Here is a 19,504-nt window from a genome sequence, read left to right on the forward strand (position 1 = left end):
AGGAAGGAATTATGTTATGGGCTTTAGTGTGACAGAACGGGTAATTAAGCTGCTGTGCGGCAAATCTGTTTTTGAAAAAGGATTGGCTTATTACCAGTCTGGAAGCGTCGATATAATAGATATTGAAGAACGTAATGAATCCATCCCAGATCTGCCCCGATCTCGTTATGAAGCGCTCGTTCAAGGGGGCATTGGCTACGAAGTCATGGTTGTCGTCGATATCGATGGTGATGTTACGGCAGAATGCACTTGTCCTGCTTACTCGTATGGAGGGCCTTTCTGCAAACATATCGCAGCCGTACTGATCAGCATTGATGCCCTTGAAACTGCTGGTGAACCGCCAGATCATACTGGAACTTCTAGCCTATCTACTATTGAAGATACTGGAGTCTTAACCCCACGTAATGTTACGGATTCTACGCGAGACATGGGAGGAAGGTTCAGAGACCAGCATCTGGTGAGCAGCCTGCTAGGTATGTTCAGCAACCATAAGCCGCGTCCGAGCGGTACTGGGGCATTTGTGGATAATAGAATTCCGTTAAACGTAGAGTTTATCTGCAAGCCATTCATTTACAGCTATAGCACTACCATGCTGGGAATAGAAATGAAAATCGGCTCGAAACGACTATATGTCGTTCATAAAATAAGAGGTTTTCTGGAACGTGTACACCGTGGAGAAACCTTCGAATTCTCGAAGCATTTCGTCTATGACCCTGCCATTCACAGCTTTCGGAAGGAAGATAACATCGTTCTTCAGAAGCTTATTGAAATTGTCTTAAATGAAAAAATGTATCGCGATAACGTCACTCACCATTCTCCATATGGTGGCAACCTGGGGGGAGATCGCCTGCTGGCTATCCCTCCTTTTTTCTGGGAGACGCTCCAGCCCGCACTTTCAGAGGTTTCGTCGGTATATCTGCAACAAGAAGAGGTGCTGTACGAAGGCATTCATATGTCTAATGAAGCACCACCTCTTAGCTTTGCGTTCGAGCAAGCCGAAGGCGAAGGATACCATCTGGATATTCAAGGACTTGAGCAGATCTCAGTTCTGGAAGACTACGGACTCGTGCTGTCTGAAGGCAAGCTGTTGAAGCTAACTGTTCAGGAATGCATGCGCCTATCTGAGATGAAAAAAATGCTGGATTCCTCCCGTCGAGATGGTATCGATATCGCACCTGAACAAATGGAGCCTTTTATGGACAAGGTTATCCCTGGTCTGAAAAAACTGGGAAACGTGCATATCGCCGAATCTATTGCTGATCGAATTGTGCAACATAAGCTTATAGCGAGACTCTATCTGGACCGTGTGAGAGATCGACTGCTCGCCGGGCTAGAGTTTCAATATGGTGACATTATCATCAATCCTTTAGACGAAAAAGCCCATGTTCGCGGTACGGACTTGATTCTTATACGCGACGGTGAAGGAGAGGCCCGAATTCTGGAGCTGATGGAGCATGAATCCTTCGCCAAAACCGAAGGCGGGTATATTATGACGGATGAGGAAGGTGAGTACGATTTTTTATACCACACGATTCCGTTGCTTGAGCCACTACTAACGGTTTACGCGACCACCGCTGTCAAAGAAAGATTGTTCACGGGAACCACACCACCCAAGGTAAGTATTAGTTGGAACGAAAAGACCGACTGGCTTGATTTTAAATTCGACATGGGTGGTATTCCCGAATCTGAGATTGTGATGGTCTTAAAATCACTTCAGGATAAACGTAAATACTACCGCTTGCCCGAAGGGGCGCTGCTACCACTGGAAAGCGAGGAGCTCCAAGAAATCATCACCTTTATGAACGAGATGGGTATTCGAGAAGGTGAGATTAAAGGTGCGCAATTCTCTTTACCAGTCGTTCGTGGGTTACATTTAACCTCTGCTGATTCTCAAAGTGACTCAGTCAAGCTGAGCAGGTCCTTTAAAAGGTTACTTGCGAATATGCACAATCCTGAGAACCTTGATTTTCCTATACCAGAGAGTTTAGCTCCTGTACTCCGGGATTATCAGCAGTATGGATTCCAGTGGCTGAAGACGCTCGCCCATTACCGCTTCGGGGGTATTTTAGCGGATGATATGGGTCTTGGCAAAACACTTCAGAGTATCGCTTTTCTGCTCTCCGAGCTTCCGGATATTCGTCAGAGTGGTCTGCCCGCTCTTATTGTCGCTCCTGCCTCTCTCACCTACAATTGGCATAATGAGCTTAAAAAGTTCACGCCTGAAATCAAGGCCGTTATTGCAGATGGAAGCTTAACGGAACGCGGTCGGATTTTAAAAAATGCAGCGAAGGCGGATGTAATTATTACCTCTTACCCGCTGCTTCGAAGAGATGTTCAGTTGTATGCTAAGATGTCTTTTCATACCCTGATTCTCGATGAAGCGCAAACCATAAAGAACCATACGACGCAGACCGCTCAAGCAGTTATGGCTCTTCAAGCTCGGCATCGTTTTGCACTTACTGGGACTCCAGTGGAGAATGCGCTGGAAGATCTTTGGTCCATCTTCGGTACGGTGTTCCCCGGGCTGTTTCCAGGTAAAAAAGCTTTCCACGATTTACCGAGGGAAACTGTTGCTAAACGGGCACGTCCCTTTTTGCTGCGGCGCTTAAAGAGTGATGTATTAAAAGAATTGCCTGAGAAAATCGAATCACTCCAAGCCTGTGAGCTGTTCCCTGAGCAGAAGAAGTTATATGTCGCTTATCTCGCCCGCTTGAAAAAAGAGGCGCTAAAGCATCTGACCCAGGATAGTTTCGGCAATAATAATCGGATAAAAATCCTTGCTGGACTCACCCGTCTACGCCAGCTATGCTGTCACCCGGCTCTATTTGTGGATGGGTATGAAGGAAGCTCCGCCAAGTTCGAGCAGCTGTTTGAAATCATTGAGGAATGCCGTAGCTCGGGTAAACGAATGCTAGTATTCTCCCAGTTCACAGAAATGCTTGGCCTGATTGGGCGTGAACTCGGATATCAAGGTATTCCATATTTTTATCTAGATGGTCAAACGCCTGTGTCCCAGCGGGTAGATTTATGTAATCAGTTTAATGAAGGAGAGCGAGATATTTTCCTGATCTCCTTAAAAGCTGGCGGAACCGGACTCAACTTAACAGGGGCTGACACTGTAATCCTATACGATCTATGGTGGAACCCAGCCGTCGAACAGCAAGCTGCAGATCGGGCTCACCGAATCGGGCAGAAAAAAGTAGTGCAAGTTATCCGACTTGTTACCCAAGGCACTGTAGAGGACAAGATGTATGAGCTGCAACAGAAGAAAAGGAACTTAATTGATGAGGTAATCCAGCCAGGTCAGGAAGGATTATCTACGCTCACAGAACAAGACATCCGAGAAATTCTGATGATCTAAATAAAGGGATATCCTCTAGCCATACGGCTTTTGGGATATCCCTATTTCAGATTCGTCAGGTTAAGCGATTGTAACTCCTCCGCTAGCATAGCCAGCAATGGTTGTCGCAATGTCAACTCCGGCCGTTACCGTTGAAGTGAAGACCAACAGTAACCGTTCTCCAATGGTTACTGGAATGCTCAAGCCTGTAGTAATACCACTGCTAATTGTGCCAAGTGAAAGAACACCTGTAAATGGAGGACTTAATGTGACTACAGCACCTGGGACTGCAGTAAACGTATTGTTAGGGGTAGAAGAACTGTATAATTGAGCAGTGATTGTTACTGTAGAGCCTAATAAACTAAGCGCAGCTGTTGTACTGAAATAGGCTGCCATAGAAGTGATCGTTCCGGCGCGAGGAGCTGAGAATGCAAAGTTCAATAAGGTTCCAGCTGCTCCTGTAAGATCTATAGTGCCACCTGTAATAGCAATATTGGTTGCGTTGCTTCCGAAGCCAACTGCGCTTGAAGTATTCAAAAGACCTCCCAATACTGTGGTCATAACAGCTGGCAGACCAGAAGCGTATGGAATAATCGCACCCGAACCAGTAGCTCCGGTGGCTCCGGTTACGCCAGCACTTCCTGTTGCTCCAGTTACACCTGCGCTTCCTGTCGCTCCTGTTACACCTGCGCTTCCCGTTGCTCCGGTAACCCCTGCGCTTCCTGTCGCTCCTGTTGCACCTGCACTTCCCGTTGCTCCTGTTGCACCTGCACTTCCCGTTGCTCCTATTGCTCCTGCGCTTCCTGTTGCTCCTGTTGCTCCTGTTGCTCCTGTTACACCTGCGCTTCCTGTCGCTCCTGTTACACCTGTTGCACCTGCGCTTCCTGTCGCTCCTGTTACACCTGTTGCACCTGCGCTTCCTGTCGCTCCTGTTACACCTGTTGCACCTGCGCTTCCTGTCGCTCCTGTTGCACCTGCACTTCCCGTCGCTCCAGTCACGCCGGCACTTCCTGTCGCTCCGGCACTTCCTGTCGCTCCGGTAACTCCAGCGCTTCCTGCTGCTCCGGTCGCACCTGTACTTCCTGTCGCTCCGGTATCTCCGGTGGCTCCAGTGGCTCCAGTGGCTCCAGTGGCTCCTGAATAACCTATATTTTCACCATACAATTCAGAGTAGACAAGCCGATGAGCAGTCACTAATTGACCTGTGCTGCTTTTTCCCCAAACTGAGACTGGAATTGGATCGTCTATCAAAGTTGGTGTTGTGAATGAAAATTCGAATGAATCAAAATTTGCATAATAATCATTTGTTAGTACTTCATTAGGTCCCACAGTATGAAGTTCACTAACATATAGTGTTCTTGTACCGTTCATATAATATCCTTCGATTTGAATCAACGACGCAGTGACATCACTCTGATTAACAAGTTTAATAGTAACAAGCTGAGTGGGTCTTTCACCGCTTACCAGATTGTTCTCTATAGGTCCAGTAGATAAATAACTCAAGTTATCAACTCCTTTTATTTTTAAATAGATTGCCTGCACAAAATTCTAAATAGTAGCGTTACTATAATCATTCCTCCGATCTACTCTAAATTCGCTAACAATGAGCCTATTATATTTTTCAGTTGGAAATTTTCGGCTCTTAATAGTAATATTCTTTTCTCTTTTTAATGTGTGGACATCTATCAAAAGCTACTATTATACATATTGAGTGCTATTGGAAAAATCTATAAATCTATCATCATTCAACTAGACTGAAAATCTTGGAAGCATTATTCCGTCCTGCTTACAACATGTCCCGTTAACAAAACAGAGGATAGCTCAGGAAGCCTTACTTACGGCTACTGAGTATCCCCTCTTTGTACCATTAACTCAGAGATAAATTTACGTCAATTCATGAACAGACCAAACTATACCCGAAGTATTAGCACCGCCCAGATTCAAAGGAACCGTCAAGCCATTAGAAACATAGAACAAGCCAATAACATCACCTGCTGTTAGTGCAAATTCTCCAACCAGCGTTACAGTCCCACTTCCCAAAATAGCTCTCAAATCTAGAATAAGCGCAACATTCACATCCAACACAGGGAATAATCCACTTACCAGATTTGTTGAAGTAGGAGAAGTTCTCTGAACTACGAAAGCTGGATTAGTCCCACTACCAAGACTAATTGAGATTGAGGCAGTTGTGGAATAGTTAATGGTCGCTTCAATAGAATATCTACCCGTTGTCGGAACTGTGTAATTTCCCGTAACAGGGTTAAAGGAAGGATCAGAATAGAAAGGAGAGGCCACAGACCATCCAGTCAGTTGGGACGAAGTAGAAACTGACAAAGCTGATAGGAACGCAGAGAATCCCTCAGCTTGAATATTCGGCCCTGTTGCTCCAGTCACACCAGTTATTCCTGTTACACCAGTTGCTCCTGTTGCTCCTGTTACTCCTGTTGCTCCAGTTACTCCAGTTGCCCCAGTCAATCCAGCTGCCCCTGTTGCTCCAGTCACTCCGTCGGCTCCCGTTGCTCCAGTTACACCTGCTGCTCCCGTTGCGCCTGTCACTCCGGCTGCTCCCGTTGCACCTGTCACTCCGTCCGCTCCCGTTGCACCTGTCACTCCGGCTGCTCCCGTTGCTCCCGTTGCTCCAGTCACTCCGTCCGCTCCCGTTGCTCCAGTCGCTCCTGTTGCTCCCGTTGCCCCAGTCAATCCAGCTGCCCCTGTTGCTCCAGTCACTCCATCGGCTCCCGTTGCTCCAGTCACTCCAGTTGCCCCTGTTGCTCCAGTCACTCCGTCGGCTCCTGTTGCTCCAGTTACACCTGCCGCTCCGGTTGCCCCTGTCGCACCTGCCTCTCCTGTTGCTCCAGTTACACCTGCCGCTCCCGTCGTTCCAGTCACTCCATCGGCTCCCGTTGCACCTGTCACTCCGTCGGCTCCCGTTGCTCCAGTCACTCCGGCTGCTCCCGTTGCTCCTGTCACTCCAGCGGCTCCCGTCGCTCCTGTCACTCCGGCTACTCCGGTTGCACCAGTCACACCGTCGGCTCCCGTCGCTCCAGTCACTCCAGCGGCTCCCGTTGCTCCTGTAACTCCGGCCGCTCCCGTTGCACCAGTCGCTCCATCTGCCCCTGTTGCTCCAGTCACTCCGGCTGCTCCGGTTGATCCAGTCACTCCGGCTACTCCGGTTGCACCAGTCGCCCCGTCTGCTCCCGTTGCTCCTGTCACTCCGTCCGCTCCCGTTGCTCCAGTCACTCCAGCGGCTCCCGTCGCTCCGGTCACTCCGGCTGCTCCGGTTGCACCAGTCACTCCGTCTGCTCCCGTCGCTCCAGTCACTCCGGCTACTCCGGTTGCACCAGTCGCCCCGTCTGCTCCCGTTGCTCCTGTCACTCCAGCCGCTCCCGTTACACCAGTCGCTCCATCTGCTCCCGTTGCACCAGTCGCCCCGTCTGCTCCCGTTGCTCCTGTCGCTCCATCGGCTCCCGTTGCTCCTGTCGCTCCATCTGCTCCCGTTGCTCCTGTCACTCCGGCCGCTCCCGTTGCACCAGTCGCTCCATCCGCACCCGTTGCCCCAGTCGCTCCATCTGCTCCGGTTGCACCAGTCGCTCCATCTGCTCCCGTTGCTCCTGTCACTCCGTCTGCTCCCGTTGCACCAGTCGCTCCATCTGCTCCCGTTGCTCCTGTCACTCCGTCTGCTCCCGTTGCACCAGTCGCTCCATCTGCTCCCGTTGCACCAGTCGCTCCATCTGCTCCGGTTGCCCCTGTCGCTCCATCTGCTCCGGTTGCCCCTGTCGCTCCATCTGCTCCGGTTGCCCCTGTTGCTCCATCTGCCCCTGTTGCCCCTGTCGCTCCATCTGCTCCCGTTGCCCCAGTCACTCCATCTGCTCCCGTTGCTCCTGTCGCTCCATCTGCTCCAGTCACCCCAGTCGCTCCTCCGGCTGCTCCTGTTGCCCCAGTTACCCCATCTGCTCCGGCTGCCCCTGTTGCACCAGTTGCACCTGCTACTCCCGTTGCCCCAGTCGCTCCATCTGCTCCATCCGCACCTGCCACTCCCGTTGCCCCTGTTACTCCATCTGCTCCGGCTGCTCCTGTTGCCCCAGTTACCCCTACCGTTGCTCCGAGTAATTCAGAATGGACTAGTCGGTGAGCAGCCACAATTTGACCCATACTATTTTTTCCCCAGACTGAAATTTGAATAGGATCATCTACCAGGCTTAAAGTTGTAAAAATAAATTCAAACGCATCAAAATCCGCATAATAATCTGTTGTTATAACTTGCTCAGGCATAACATTAACAAGCTGACTAACATACATAGTTCTTGTCCCATCCATATAATATCCTTGGACGAGAACCGTAGAAGTAATAACGTCGCTTCGGTTATCGATTTTGATCGTAACATGCTGAGTTGGTCGTATACCTCCCACCATGGTATTATCTATCGGCCCGGTAGATAAATAGCTCAATTTTCAACACTCCTTTAGATTATTGCTGTATGTTTTTCCCACGCTACTATACGATGAGAATCTACCAATTGCCCCGAAGCCTGCTTTCCCCAGACCGAGATCCCTATCTGTGCTTCAACTTCTTCTGATGTCGCAAACTCAAATTCAAATGCATCTAAATCAGCAAAATAGTCTCTAGTTAGAACTTGGTTAGGTGCGAGACTTACCATTTCATTCACATACATCGTTCTTAATCCATTTAGATAAAAGCCTTGAATGACGAGATTATATGGATTAAGAGAATCACGATTAACTACTTTTACTGTTACGATTTGTGTCTGTCTAATCCCCATAATTGGACCATTATCCATAGGTCCGGTTGAAAATAATGCCATCTTTATTCGCTCCTCCCTTCCACTGCAAATTAAAAAATTACAAACTATAACACTAGTAACATGGTTCATAATTAATAGCTCTATATAGTAATATTCTGTATTTAAAGTTAATGTGTGGACATTTATGCAAAGGAATTACCACTCAAAAAAAGACAACCTTCTATTGTTTGAATTTATGATCTACTAATCGGACAATCTAAAACTCAAGCATTTTGTAGATTTTTCTGAGTAAGCCCCTATTGCTTTTTTCGAAATATTAGTTATACTGATAAAAATTATTCAAGCATCGATGAACGGGAGAGTAGTTAACGTGTTCTAGTCCTCAGCGAGCCGGGTAAGTGTAAGCCGGTACAGATCACCTAATGAAGCGCACCCGTGAGATGGACTTCTAAACCCAAGTAGGAAGTCCCGGCTGAAGACCGTTATCCTGTAAGGTGGCTAAACGTCTGTTTAGCAACGAGAGTGGTACCGCGAGCGCTAAAGCCCTCGTCTCTTTTGAGACGAGGGCTTTTTTGTATTTTCAAAGGAGGGTATAGCATGTTAAGTCAAATCATCAAAAAAAGCATTGAACAAAGTGTAAAAAAAGTATTCCACACCTTAGAAGTTGCCTACCCGAACGATGTTGCTATTCTGATCGAACAGCCAGCTAATCTAGAGCATGGTGATTATTCCTGCAACATTGCCATGCAGCTAGCTAAAACCCTGCGCAAATCCCCCCTCGTCATAGCAGAGTTAGTAAAAGCAGAAATTAAATTACAAGAGAGTTACACCGGTCTTTTACAAAAAGTCGAAGTAGCTGCTCCTGGATTTATTAATTTGTATATGGATTGGCAGGCATGGGCTAAACATTCCTTCGATCTGCCAGACAGCACGGGGGAAAAGGTCATCATCGAGCACACTTCAATCAATCCAAACAAAGCTGCTCATGTAGGTCACCTGAGAAATGCTTGCATCGGCGATGCGCTGGTCAGAATTATGAAAAGAACCGGACATAACGTAGAGGTCCATAACTATGTTGATGATCTGGGCAACCAGCTCGCAGATACAGTCGTGGGTTTATTAAATGTACCTTTGGAAGGCAATCATCAACGGTTCGGGGATTACTGCTGGGATCTTTATGCCAAAGTGAACAAAGAATATGCACAGAATCCAGAGATGACGCACAAACGCACGGATATGCTGCATGCCCTTGAACAGGGTGACGGCAATGAGGCGTGGCTGGGTAACCTTGTCGCTGAACGTATTGTGAGAGAGCATGTAGCGGAAATGAAGCGTTTCAGTATTCACTATGACCTGCTGGTATGGGAGAGCAATATTTTAAAAGAGGGATTCTGGGTAGCCGCATCTGAGCTATTGAAGCAAACGGCAGTTTTTGTACAGGAGACTGAAGGTAAGCTTGCGGGCTGCTGGGTGCTAAAGCAAGGGACAGAGGTTAGCAGTGGAGCGGATTCAGAGGATCATCAGATGGATAAGGTGCTTGTGCGTTCGAATGGGATTTTGACGTACACTGCCAAAGACATTGCCTATCATCTCTGGAAATTCGGTCTACTATCCAAAGATTTCACCTACAGTGAATTCTCGTCCGGTTTATGGACCACAGGATTAACCGGAACCCAGGCCCCCTATGGACATGCGGACCGTGTCATTAACGTGATTGATTATAGACAGGAATATCCGCAACAAATGGTTAAGCAAGCTTTAGGCGCATTAGGTTATAACAATCAGGCTGAGAAGCTCCATCATGTAAGTTATGGCGTTGTTTCTCTTAGTCCGGCCTCTGCTGCTGAGCTGGGGATAGATGTTTCAGAAGGGAAATCTTCTTATGCCATGTCCGGGCGCCAAGGAATCGGCGTTAAGGTGAGCGATTTAGTAAAGCTTATGGAACAGAACATAGAACATTCGCGCTCCGATAAAGAGGGTCTTTCCAGCCATATCATTGCAGCTGCTGCTATTCGTTATTATCTGCTGCGGTTTAACCTGGGAACGGAAATCGTGTTTGATTTCAAACAGGCTACCGAAATATCTGGTAATACCGGGGTTTATCTGATGTACACCTATGCGCGTGCTAGCAGTGTGTTGAGCAAATCTACAATTCCATTCATTACAGATGCCTCACAGCTTCAATTCCCAATCGAAATGGAAAAAGCAGAGCTTGCGCTGCTGAGACAGCTTAGCCTCTGGCAGGAGACATTGTATTCTGCCAGCATAGAATTAACGCCGAATATACTCTGCACGTATGCGCATACCTTAGCCACACTCTTCAATAACTTCTATTCTATATGTCCGATTTTAAAAGGTGAGGAAGCTACCATCGCGTTCCGCCTCTGGCTCACTTCGAGATTTAAGGACACTTTAGGTGATGTGCTAAATGTGCTTGGGTTACCGACTCCGAGCCGTATGTAGAAGATATAGAAAAAAGGGCAATCTCCACGTTTATGGCGGAGATTGCCCTTCTATTATTATCTTACTTATAAATGTGTATCACATTTCCAGCTTCTACGCAGAGACGATCAAAGTCTTCACGTTTGATACGGATACCGCCACTACGGTAGCGATTAAGCGTACCTTCGGCTTGCACTTCCGTACCGTTAACAGTAATCCGACTGTTATCAGAGCCCGTAAGGTGATAAATAAAGTCTACCTTAGTGCCTGCATATTCAAAGCTAAAGCGCATTCCGTCCAGCGACTCCGGCAGAATTGGGTCGATAATTAAATCTCCGCCTTCCGTACGGATCCCTAGTGCATTCGAGATCAACTGGTTCATATAGATCCCAGGACCGCTAGAATAGATTCTCCAGCCACCTTTGACCGCTACGTCACCATTACGCAGCTTATCAAAATTCTCCTGCGCCTCATAACGGGTGTTAAATTTACCATCCGAGCTACTGAAATAAGAGTTAGCTTGACGTAGTTCAGCGTTTGGCACCACGTCACGGATTCCGATCGGATTGATCGCCGCTAGGCCATTCCAAACCTGATCGGTTTTCCCTAGCTTAGCCATAGCTTCTACATAACGGATATGTGCATGTACATATTGAAGTCCAATTTCCCGACCAAAGTTAGAAGCTTGCTCCGCACGTTTGAAATGGGTGCTAACGCCACCAACATATTGAGCTGGACGGTTCATTAGACGAACGCCATCTGGACAGAACAGTTTATCCTGGATCACTTCATAGTGCGCTTCGGCCTGTTCTGGTGTCAGCAGCTCACTGATCATACTGCGCGTCATTGGCAGCAGACGGTATTGGATCCCTGTTTCCGTATCACTTGGATGTACCATAAGCTTCACTTGCTCTGGGTCCTCCATATACAAGAAGCCGGGAATTACCTCAGATTGGAGCATATGTGTATTGAAATCCTCACGAATTCCCTCTACCATCGCTTTCAGCTCTTCCGAACCTGCTGGATCAACTTTATGAAGCACTTCTGAGAACTGATTCAATGTCTGATAGGTAAGCGCCACTGTCCAACTGCTAACCATGTACTGCTTCAGCTGTGGATTTGCAGGCTGTAGTGTATCATCCCAGTCTCCATCACCGTAAGAAGACAAATGCGTGTCATGCAGGAAGTGATTCTTAATGTAAGCAACTTCCTTCCGTGCATGATCCAGCAGTGTCGCTTTTTCTTCAGTAAAATCAAAGCTATGCTTACGAGTATACGGCACAGTTGCTTGCAAAATACTGTAGTCTTGCGTTACCGCCAAATAATCTCCAAGCACTTTGAGGGGCCATACAATAATATCTCCGTGGCTCTCTTCTTGCTGAATCTTCGTATATTTATCAAACATGAACCACTGTGGCCAGTTACCATCATCTTCATATTGATGAGCATACAGAGTCAGCAATATTTCACGAACCTGTTCGTATTTTTGCGTAGCCATGAAGTATTCCACCGGTCCCTGACACACGTCACGGGTTCCCCAAGCAGCGCCGCCATATTGTTCCAATCCGTGAGGGACAGAATAATGGACGAGCATATTATGCGTATACCACCAAGCTAGAGCATTAACCTTAAACAACTCACCTTCTGACCCATCACCTAACGTCAAGCGGAAGCCATTCATAACCCCACTATAGAACTCGCGGTATGCGGAAATCTCCTCTTCAGCTGTACGGCTGCTCGATTGAATCTCCTTACCATCCAGAAGACCTTGAATGTTCAATGTCCACTCACTGCTCTCCGACAATTCCAGAATAGCTAGCGGTGCATCAGATTGCTCAGCATGAGAGACAAGTCTACCTTCATTTTGAAGAGTGAAATCCGCTCCCTGTACCTTAAATTTATACTGCAGATCAGGATATTCTCCTGCACTTAGTGCGCTTCTATCAGCAGAGAAGGTTACAGTTCCCTCTTCTTGCTTGAATTGATATGGAAGCTCGTATTCGTTAACGTTCATAGTGATTTGATTAGTAACTAAATAGCGATAAGCTTTTCCACTTTCCGTACGCACATTCAGGAATATCTCCGGAGAATCTGCAGTAGTGTAGTTCGTAATAATGAAGCATTCACCATCTGTTCTGTAATACCAACGGGAATAGTTGAAACCAACTTCGAACAGAGAAGGCATGGTCAGGAGGCGATATTCGCCATTCCACTGCACATAGATTCTTTGTCCCGAAGCTTTTGGAATGTTTAGTGCATTTCTGGCATTGGTCATGAGCTTGTTGAAATTGGTATTGCCAATAACGACTTGAGAGTTAAATATTCCGTACATATAGGAAGTCGTAGTGATAACCTTATCGTTAAGTCGGGCGTTATCTCCACTCATTAGAATATGACCGTGTGGTCTCTCTACTCTGAGTTCCTTTTCTTTCAATACAACATGCTCATAATTTTCTGTGAAGAAAGATAGTAGTAAGTCTCCCTCTTTCTCCTCTTGATAACGAACCGGGAACAAGGCATCGATCTCTTCGCTCGTCAGAGAATTTGCAGCTAACGGTGCTCCCAGCTCTTTGGTCAAGAAAGAACGCTCGATCGGTGCTTCAGCTTCTAATGGTAACTCTTTTACAGCTTCCCAAGCCGCAGCAACGTCCTTCGTGAATTCTAACGAGGTAATCGCTTCTGGATGATCTTGCTTGAACAATCCATAAAATACAAACTGGGCTTCACCACTCAGCTTCACCCGCTCCGATTGCAGCGCAGTATAAGCGAATTCATATTGATAGATTTCATTGCTTAATTGTTCACGACTCAGACTTTCCGGCTGATTGGTCTCTTTATAAGACAATCCGAAGAATTGAAAACCATCTGTTGAAAAGCTTGCTGCCTTAGTGATCGCACCTTGCTGCAAATATGGGAATTTACCACCTTGCGGCTGATTCTGTCTGGAGCATACGACATATCCCTTCGACTGATCCTCGAATACGGCATGATCAATATATTGTGACAGGTAGGCTTCATTACTGCGAACTGCACCGATATCGGCAATACCCACATCTTGCCCGTACACGAGATCCACATCTGCATTTTGCCCTGTAAGTTTCACATCCCAGAACCAAGCGCCTTGAGCTGTCGGAGTAAAAATAACCTGATACTCGATATTTTCCGCTGTACCTTCCCAAACCAAGCGGTTTCCAGCCTTACGTACAGTGCTTGAGGAATGAATGCCCAGCAAAGGAACAGCTTGAATGCTTCCATTACTATGAATGCGTAAATATAGGTTGGATAAGGAGCCATCCACGATATTAGGTAGCAATTGATTGATCATTGTCCGTTCATGGAGAACTTGGAACAAGTCCCCACTGTTTGTAAAAGTGAATGATAAGTCTCCAGCGTTTAAATGGATGTTAGAATTCATATTAGTAGTCATATTCTTGCACTCCTCTATTACGACAGCCTGTGTCGTATATATTCTAGTTAAGCTAATGTTAAGCGAAAATCGCGTTCTTTAACCTCTTGGCTATTTGGACCTACGAACAATTTGAATTGTCCCGGATCACTGCTAAAGCTTAAATCGCTATGATAGTAACGAAGCTGTTCTTCCGTAAGCGTAAAGCTCACTTCCTGGCTTTCTCCCGGGGAGAGGCTGATCTTAGCAAAGTCTTTCAGTTCCTTCATTGGTCTAACAACTTCTCCTGAAATGTCTCGGATATAGAGCTGCACTACCTCTTCACCTTGTACATTACCTGTATTAGTCACCGTAACAGTTACTTTAATAGGCTGATCCTTCGTCATTATTTCACCGGAAAGGATCGGTTCACTGTAGCCAAATGTCGTATAGCTAAGACCAAAGCCAAATGGCAGGAACGGCTCATTAGGAATGTCCAGATATTGTGAGACATAACGCTTGTCAGCACCCGGTACATGAAGAGGACGTCCAGTATTAAAATGATTGTAATAGACCGGAATTTGTCCTACAGATACAGGGAAAGACATCGTCAATCTTCCGGACGGATTCTCATCTCCATACAGTAGACTGGTAATCGCGGCACCGCCCTCGCTTCCTGGGAACCAGGCTTCCAGAATGGCGTCCGCGTTCTCGATCACACCACTAAGATCCAGTGGGCGTCCGTTAAACAACACCACTACAACAGGCTTACCCAGCGTCTTCATACGTTGCAAAAGCTCACGCTGCGCTTCCGGCAAGCGGATATCTGAACGACTTCCAGCTTCTCCGCTCATATCCGAATGTTCTCCAAGCGCCAGCACAATTACATCGGCTTCCAGCGCTACCGCTTTCGCCTCCAGCCATTGCTCTTCTGTTAAGGTCTCAATCCCGGAGCCTTCTGCAACGGTAATCTTACCTGCAGCTGCACGAGCTTCAAGGGCTGGAGCAAGACGGCTAGCTTCTTCTGTTGAACCCAACCAAGACCATGGCCCAAGAATATCTCCGTTATTGGCAAACGGTCCGATTAGCGCAATCCGCTGCTCTGCCGCAAGCGGCAGAACCTGATCATTCTTCAGTAGAACGCAGGATTTAACCGCTAATTCTCTCGCTGCTGTCCGGTGAGCCTCACAGAAAATTACCTCGCGCTCTTTCTCTATATCTGCCCCACGTAACGGATTCTCAAACAAGCCCAGTCTTTGCTTCAATTTCAAAATACGAAGTACGGCTTCATCAATGATGCTTTCATCCACTTGCCCTTCAGCTACAAGAGTTGGCAATTGGTGAACATAACACTCTGTCATCATCTCGATATCCACGCTAGCTTTGATAGCTTTAAGTGCTGCTTCAGCCTCATCCTCGGCGACACCATGCGGGATCAGTTCCTTCACCGCGCCCCAATCCGAGATCAACACGCCATCAAAGCCCCATTCCTCACGCAGCAGCTGACGAAGCAGCTTAACGTTTCCGCTTATCGGAATCCCGTCAATCGTGTTGAATGAAGTCATAACCATTTCTGCACCCTCATCCAGTGCTGCACGATAGGCTGGCAGATAATATTCCCGTAGCTGACGTTCTGATAAATCGACCGTATTATAATCCCGTCCGCCTTCGGATAGACCATAGGCTGCAAAGTGCTTCACACAAGCCGCCATACGACTTATATCACCCGTCAAGTCACTTCCCTGAAATCCGCGTACAAATGCACGGGCAAACCTACCATTCAAATAAGGATCCTCGCCGGTAGACTCCATCACTCTTCCCCAGCGTGGGTCCCGAACAAGATCGGCCATAGGTGCAAAAGTAACGTGTACACCAGATACTGCCGCTTCTTTAGCCGCAATCTCCGCGCTCAGCTCTGCTCGTTCCATATCCCAAGAGCATCCAATCGCCAGTGGTACCGGAAAAATCGTCTTAAAGCCATGTACGATATCCGCCATCATCAGCAATGGAATACCCAATCTATTTTTACGTAAGTGAGCTTCCTGGACGGCAATGACTTGCTCTGCCCCCGAAAGTCCAAGTACTGAACCACTGTTCTCAATCATGTGATCCGTAATCCCCATGGATGCCATAGGGCCAGTGATTTGCCCTCCTTCTTCCGCTCCTTCATAGAAATTAGCGGCTAGCTGCTGCAATTGTGCTATTTTCTCTTCAAGCGTCATCTGGTTTAGCAGCGACGTCAGTTGCTGGTCTTTCATCTCAAATCCTCCATAATATCTCTTTCTGCAATTGCTCATTGCTCTTAGTTGTACAAGAAATCAAAAGTTGTCTTCAGATGTTTCTCCCAGAATCTCCATTCATGCGTTCCTGGGGTCTCAACATATTGAAATGTATAGGGACTTGCTTGCATATGCGAAGCAAATTCCCTGTTCATCTCCACAAATGGATCTTCCGAACCACAGCAGGTCAGAATCGAAGGCAACTTCCGTTTATCGCCGACCAATTTAGCCGCTAAAGCATATATATCTTGATCCGGCTTAATTTGTAAGCGTTTTCCGAAAGCGCCTGCCATCTCCCTCGCCATATCCGAAGACATTTGCGGGTCTCTCAATCTTTTCTGAATATCTGTAACGCCTGATAAGGAAACTACTTTGCTGTAACGCTCGGGATAGGTAAGCGCACATTTTAATGCCCCATATCCGCCCATCGATAGACCCGCAACATACGTCTTATGCGGATCATCATCCAGTCTCAACATTCGGCCACAAAGCTCAGGAAGCTCTTGCGTAACATAATGGAAGTAATCCAGTCCGTACTCCATATCTGTATAATAGCTTCTGCCTACCTGAGGCATTATGACTGTGCAGCCATACTTGTTAGCATACTGCTCAATGGTGGTCAGCCTGTACCATGTGCTAGCATTATCGCCAGCACCATGTAACAGATAGAGCGTTCCTCCGGTGGTGTTGCCCGAATCAACGGGGGAGATGATACTGATGGACGTTGTCATTCTTAAGGTAGGAGAACCAGTCTCAACGGTTAGAAGTGCCATATGTCATCTCCTTACGGAACCTTTTTTAAAATATAAGAAATTATATGCTTACGCTATAAATTATCCTTCTATTTCTCGCTCAAACGCTTACCGTCCTTATAAGGACGCCGAAGGCGTTTATGCTTGTTTATTAATCTTCTTACAAGATCCCCGCTTCACCAAAACAGACTCGAATACCACATGTTTGTTCTCCGATTGTCCCGAAATCAGGTCAAACAGAATTTCAACACTGGCTTTCGCCATATCCACCCCAGGTTGGCTAATCGTATCCAGCGATGGGTGATAGTATTCTGCCATCTCTATACCGTCAAATCCGATGATCGAAATATCATTTGGAATCGATAGACCTAAAGATAATAGAGCTTTGGCTGCTCCGATAGCAATGGTATCTGATGCGGCAAATACAGCGGTGATGTCTTTTTTCTTATTGAGTAGTCTTTTCGTAGCCGTAAAGCCAGAACTTGGACTGTATTCACAATCCTCTACTAAGGAAGCATCATACTCAATTCCATGATCCTCAAGTGCCTTGATATAACCCATAAGACGACGGTTGCCGGTAGTATGCTGAACCAAAGGAAATCTGGCCAAAAAGCAAATGTTCCGGTGTCCGAGTGAGATTAGATAGCTCACAGCTTTATAAGACTCTTGCATATCATCAATGATCACACTGGAGAATACAGCAGGATCAACATCCTTCGTAGTCGTGATGGTAGTCAAAACGAATGGGATCGGCAATTGTTTGAATTTTTCTTCGGAATGGTCATATGTACCACCCATAAAAATTACCCCGTACAAATTCTTTTCCTTCACGAGCTGAAGAGCCGCATTGATCTCATCTACTCCATCTTCAACATGCTGGATCAGAAGCGGGCAGCCGCGCAAATTCACTTGACGCTCTACTTCTTTGATCATGTCTGCAAAAAACGGGTTTGCAATTCCTTTAACCATAAGCGCTATCGTATTAGAACGCGTTTTCTTCAGATTGCTCGCATTTCCATTTGGAATATAATTATGTTCTCTTACAACAGCCATTACTTTAGCTCTGGTTGCATCACTTACTACACCGGAGTTATTGATTACCCTGGAAACCGTGGCGATACCAACGCCTGATAGCCTTGCAATGTCCTTGATATTCATAATTCCCCCTGTTTCACCCCTATAATGAGCTCCCCTTCACCTGATGAAATCAGCTTAATGGAAACCCATGAAATGATGGGAAACGTTTCCCATGACATCATTTTGACTGTTTTCGTATTCAAATCGCTTAATACGTTCATTATGGACAGATATTTTTTAGAAGTCAACCTATGATTTTTGACTAAAAATGATTCACGCTTGAAAACCACTTTAGATTTTAAGGAGATTTATGTTGAATAGTAGTTTCTTTGCCTTTATTGACTTTAAAACAAGAATGGAATACCATCGATTTAGCTGTTTAATATCCGGTTAGAGGAAACGTTTCCACTCTATTTTCAATCATTTTGATCGACAAACTTCCTTATCAAGCTTGGAATCATAGAGAGAGAGGGCTGCTTTTTATGTTAAACATGACTCGCTTTGAAGCTCAAATCCGCGAACGTGGATTGAATGTGTTCAATGTTCGTGTGCTTCAAAACGGAACGCTAGTGGGGAAAGTGGATCTCGCAGAGGATATTCGGCGTTTGCAGCATTCGGTCAGTAAATCTTTCACATGTATGGCGGTAGGCCTGGCCATCGAAGAAGGAAAGCTAACACTAGATACTACATTAAAAGATGTGTTTCCGGATTACGCAGTTACTCACAAAGAGGTCCTTCCCTCCATGCAACCTGGGGAATTGACTTTGTTCGATTTATTGCGCATGAGTACAGGGCATGATTCTCCCCCGTTTTGGATTGAAGAAAGATTAGCATTGAAAGATGTAAACTGGATACAACATTATCTATCTCTGCCTTTAGATAGACCTCCTGGGGAACATTTTACTTACAGCAGCGGGGATACCATTATGATCTCTGCAATGGTACAGGAAAGTGTAGGACAAACCGTAAAAGATTACCTCGTTCCCCGCCTCTTTGCCCCACTAGGCATAGAAAATGTCGAATGGGAGATGGCCCCTCAAGGGATCACCCTCGGTTGTGCCGGACTTCAGATCAATACGGAAGAACTAAGCCGATTTGGACAGCTTCTTTTGCAAAAAGGAGTGTGGAAAGGGCAGCAGCTTATTCCTGCAGCTTGGATCGACTTTGTCACGCAAAAGCAGATCGAAAATAGCGGCGATCGCGATTGGGGCCAAGGGTACGGCTGTCAATTCTGGCTGTGCACTCACGATGCTTATCGTGCTGATGGCGCTCATGGTCAATTCTGCATTGTTGCCCCGGATGCTCAAGTGGTAATCGCCATTAACAGTATGGAGGATAATATGCAAGCTATTCTAGACACTGTCTGGGAGGAGATTTGGCCGCTTCTTTAGGAGCGGTCTTTTTTTTATGGGATTGAGGTTAGCGTCGCATAATTGGCTGATTACATATACGCTGATCAGCACCCC

The 19,504-nt window shown here is 46.6% G+C and carries 10 protein-coding genes and 1 other annotated feature; of the genes, 3 read left to right on the forward strand and 7 right to left on the reverse strand.

The window, feature by feature from the left end; genetic code table 11:
* The first annotated feature begins 16 nt into the window (after positions 1 to 16).
* Positions 17 to 3,361: a DEAD/DEAH box helicase gene (locus QNH28_RS23810; protein WP_283908810.1), complete on the forward strand. Its 3,345-nt coding sequence runs from the start codon at positions 17 to 19 to the stop codon at positions 3,359 to 3,361.
* Between the two features lie 60 nt (positions 3,362 to 3,421).
* Here the strand turns inward: QNH28_RS23810 and QNH28_RS23815 are convergent, their stop codons facing one another.
* The 3 genes from QNH28_RS23815 to QNH28_RS23825 all read right to left on the reverse strand — a co-directional run bounded on the left by QNH28_RS23815 (position 3,422) and on the right by QNH28_RS23825 (position 8,163).
* Positions 3,422 to 4,843: an exosporium glycoprotein BclB-related protein gene (locus QNH28_RS23815; RefSeq protein WP_283908811.1), complete on the reverse strand. Its 1,422-nt coding sequence runs from the start codon at positions 4,841 to 4,843 to the stop codon at positions 3,422 to 3,424.
* A 381-nt stretch (positions 4,844 to 5,224) separates the two neighbouring features.
* The gene (locus QNH28_RS23820; protein WP_283908812.1) at positions 5,225 to 7,789 is read right to left on the reverse strand and encodes a beta strand repeat-containing protein; all 2,565 of its coding nucleotides are present in this window, start codon (positions 7,787 to 7,789) and stop codon (positions 5,225 to 5,227) included.
* Between the two features lie 14 nt (positions 7,790 to 7,803).
* On the reverse strand, positions 7,804 to 8,163 hold the full coding sequence (locus QNH28_RS23825; protein WP_283908813.1) for a hypothetical protein: 360 nt from the start codon (positions 8,161 to 8,163) through the stop codon (positions 7,804 to 7,806).
* Positions 8,164 to 8,443: 280 nt separating this feature from the next.
* Positions 8,444 to 8,660: a binding site (T-box leader), on the forward strand.
* A 40-nt stretch (positions 8,661 to 8,700) separates the two neighbouring features.
* Here QNH28_RS23825 and QNH28_RS23830 point away from each other — a divergent pair.
* Positions 8,701 to 10,566, forward strand: a complete 1,866-nt coding sequence (locus QNH28_RS23830; protein WP_283908814.1) for an arginine--tRNA ligase — start codon at positions 8,701 to 8,703, stop codon at positions 10,564 to 10,566.
* Positions 10,567 to 10,627: 61 nt separating this feature from the next.
* On the opposite strand, the gene QNH28_RS23835 is transcribed toward QNH28_RS23830, so the two are convergent.
* The 4 genes from QNH28_RS23835 to QNH28_RS23850 form a co-directional block, all read right to left on the reverse strand.
* Positions 10,628 to 13,972, reverse strand: coding sequence for a GH36-type glycosyl hydrolase domain-containing protein (locus QNH28_RS23835; protein WP_283908815.1), 3,345 nt, complete (start codon positions 13,970 to 13,972; stop codon positions 10,628 to 10,630).
* A gap of 47 nt (positions 13,973 to 14,019) precedes the next feature.
* Positions 14,020 to 16,188 carry a beta-glucosidase BglX gene (gene bglX / locus QNH28_RS23840; RefSeq protein ID WP_283908816.1) on the reverse strand — a complete coding sequence of 723 codons (2,169 nt, stop codon included), beginning with the start codon at positions 16,186 to 16,188 and terminating at the stop codon, positions 14,020 to 14,022.
* Between the two features lie 44 nt (positions 16,189 to 16,232).
* Entirely contained in the window at positions 16,233 to 16,982 is a 750-nt protein-coding gene (locus tag QNH28_RS23845) for an alpha/beta hydrolase (protein WP_283908817.1), read from the reverse strand.
* Positions 16,983 to 17,099: 117 nt separating this feature from the next.
* Entirely contained in the window at positions 17,100 to 18,119 is a 1,020-nt protein-coding gene (locus QNH28_RS23850; protein ID WP_042191311.1) for a LacI family DNA-binding transcriptional regulator, read from the reverse strand.
* A gap of 410 nt (positions 18,120 to 18,529) precedes the next feature.
* Here QNH28_RS23850 and QNH28_RS23855 point away from each other — a divergent pair, with 410 nt between their 5' ends.
* The gene (locus QNH28_RS23855) at positions 18,530 to 19,429 is read left to right on the forward strand and encodes a serine hydrolase domain-containing protein (protein ID WP_283908818.1); all 900 of its coding nucleotides are present in this window, start codon (positions 18,530 to 18,532) and stop codon (positions 19,427 to 19,429) included.
* Positions 19,430 to 19,504 lie beyond the last annotated feature (75 nt).

This window comes from Paenibacillus sp. G2S3 (assembly GCF_030123105.1).
Classification (GTDB): Bacteria; Bacillota; Bacilli; order Paenibacillales; family Paenibacillaceae; genus Paenibacillus_AQ.

What these genes read in the sequence shown, in the direction of transcription:
- bglX (WP_283908816.1), bottom strand. Translation starts at nt 16,188, where the DNA reads ATGAAAGACCAGCAACTGACGTCGCTGCTAAACCAGATGACGCTTGAA.
- QNH28_RS23825 (WP_283908813.1), bottom strand. Translation starts at nt 8,163, where the DNA reads ATGGCATTATTTTCAACCGGACCTATGGATAATGGTCCAATTATGGGG.
- QNH28_RS23855 (WP_283908818.1), top strand. Translation starts at nt 18,530, where the DNA reads ATGACTCGCTTTGAAGCTCAAATCCGCGAACGTGGATTGAATGTGTTC.
- QNH28_RS23850 (WP_042191311.1), bottom strand. Translation starts at nt 18,119, where the DNA reads ATGAATATCAAGGACATTGCAAGGCTATCAGGCGTTGGTATCGCCACG.
- QNH28_RS23845 (WP_283908817.1), bottom strand. Translation starts at nt 16,982, where the DNA reads ATGGCACTTCTAACCGTTGAGACTGGTTCTCCTACCTTAAGAATGACA.
- QNH28_RS23830 (WP_283908814.1), top strand. Translation starts at nt 8,701, where the DNA reads ATGTTAAGTCAAATCATCAAAAAAAGCATTGAACAAAGTGTAAAAAAA.
- QNH28_RS23810 (WP_283908810.1), top strand. Translation starts at nt 17, where the DNA reads ATGGGCTTTAGTGTGACAGAACGGGTAATTAAGCTGCTGTGCGGCAAA.
- QNH28_RS23835 (WP_283908815.1), bottom strand. Translation starts at nt 13,972, where the DNA reads ATGACTACTAATATGAATTCTAACATCCATTTAAACGCTGGAGACTTA.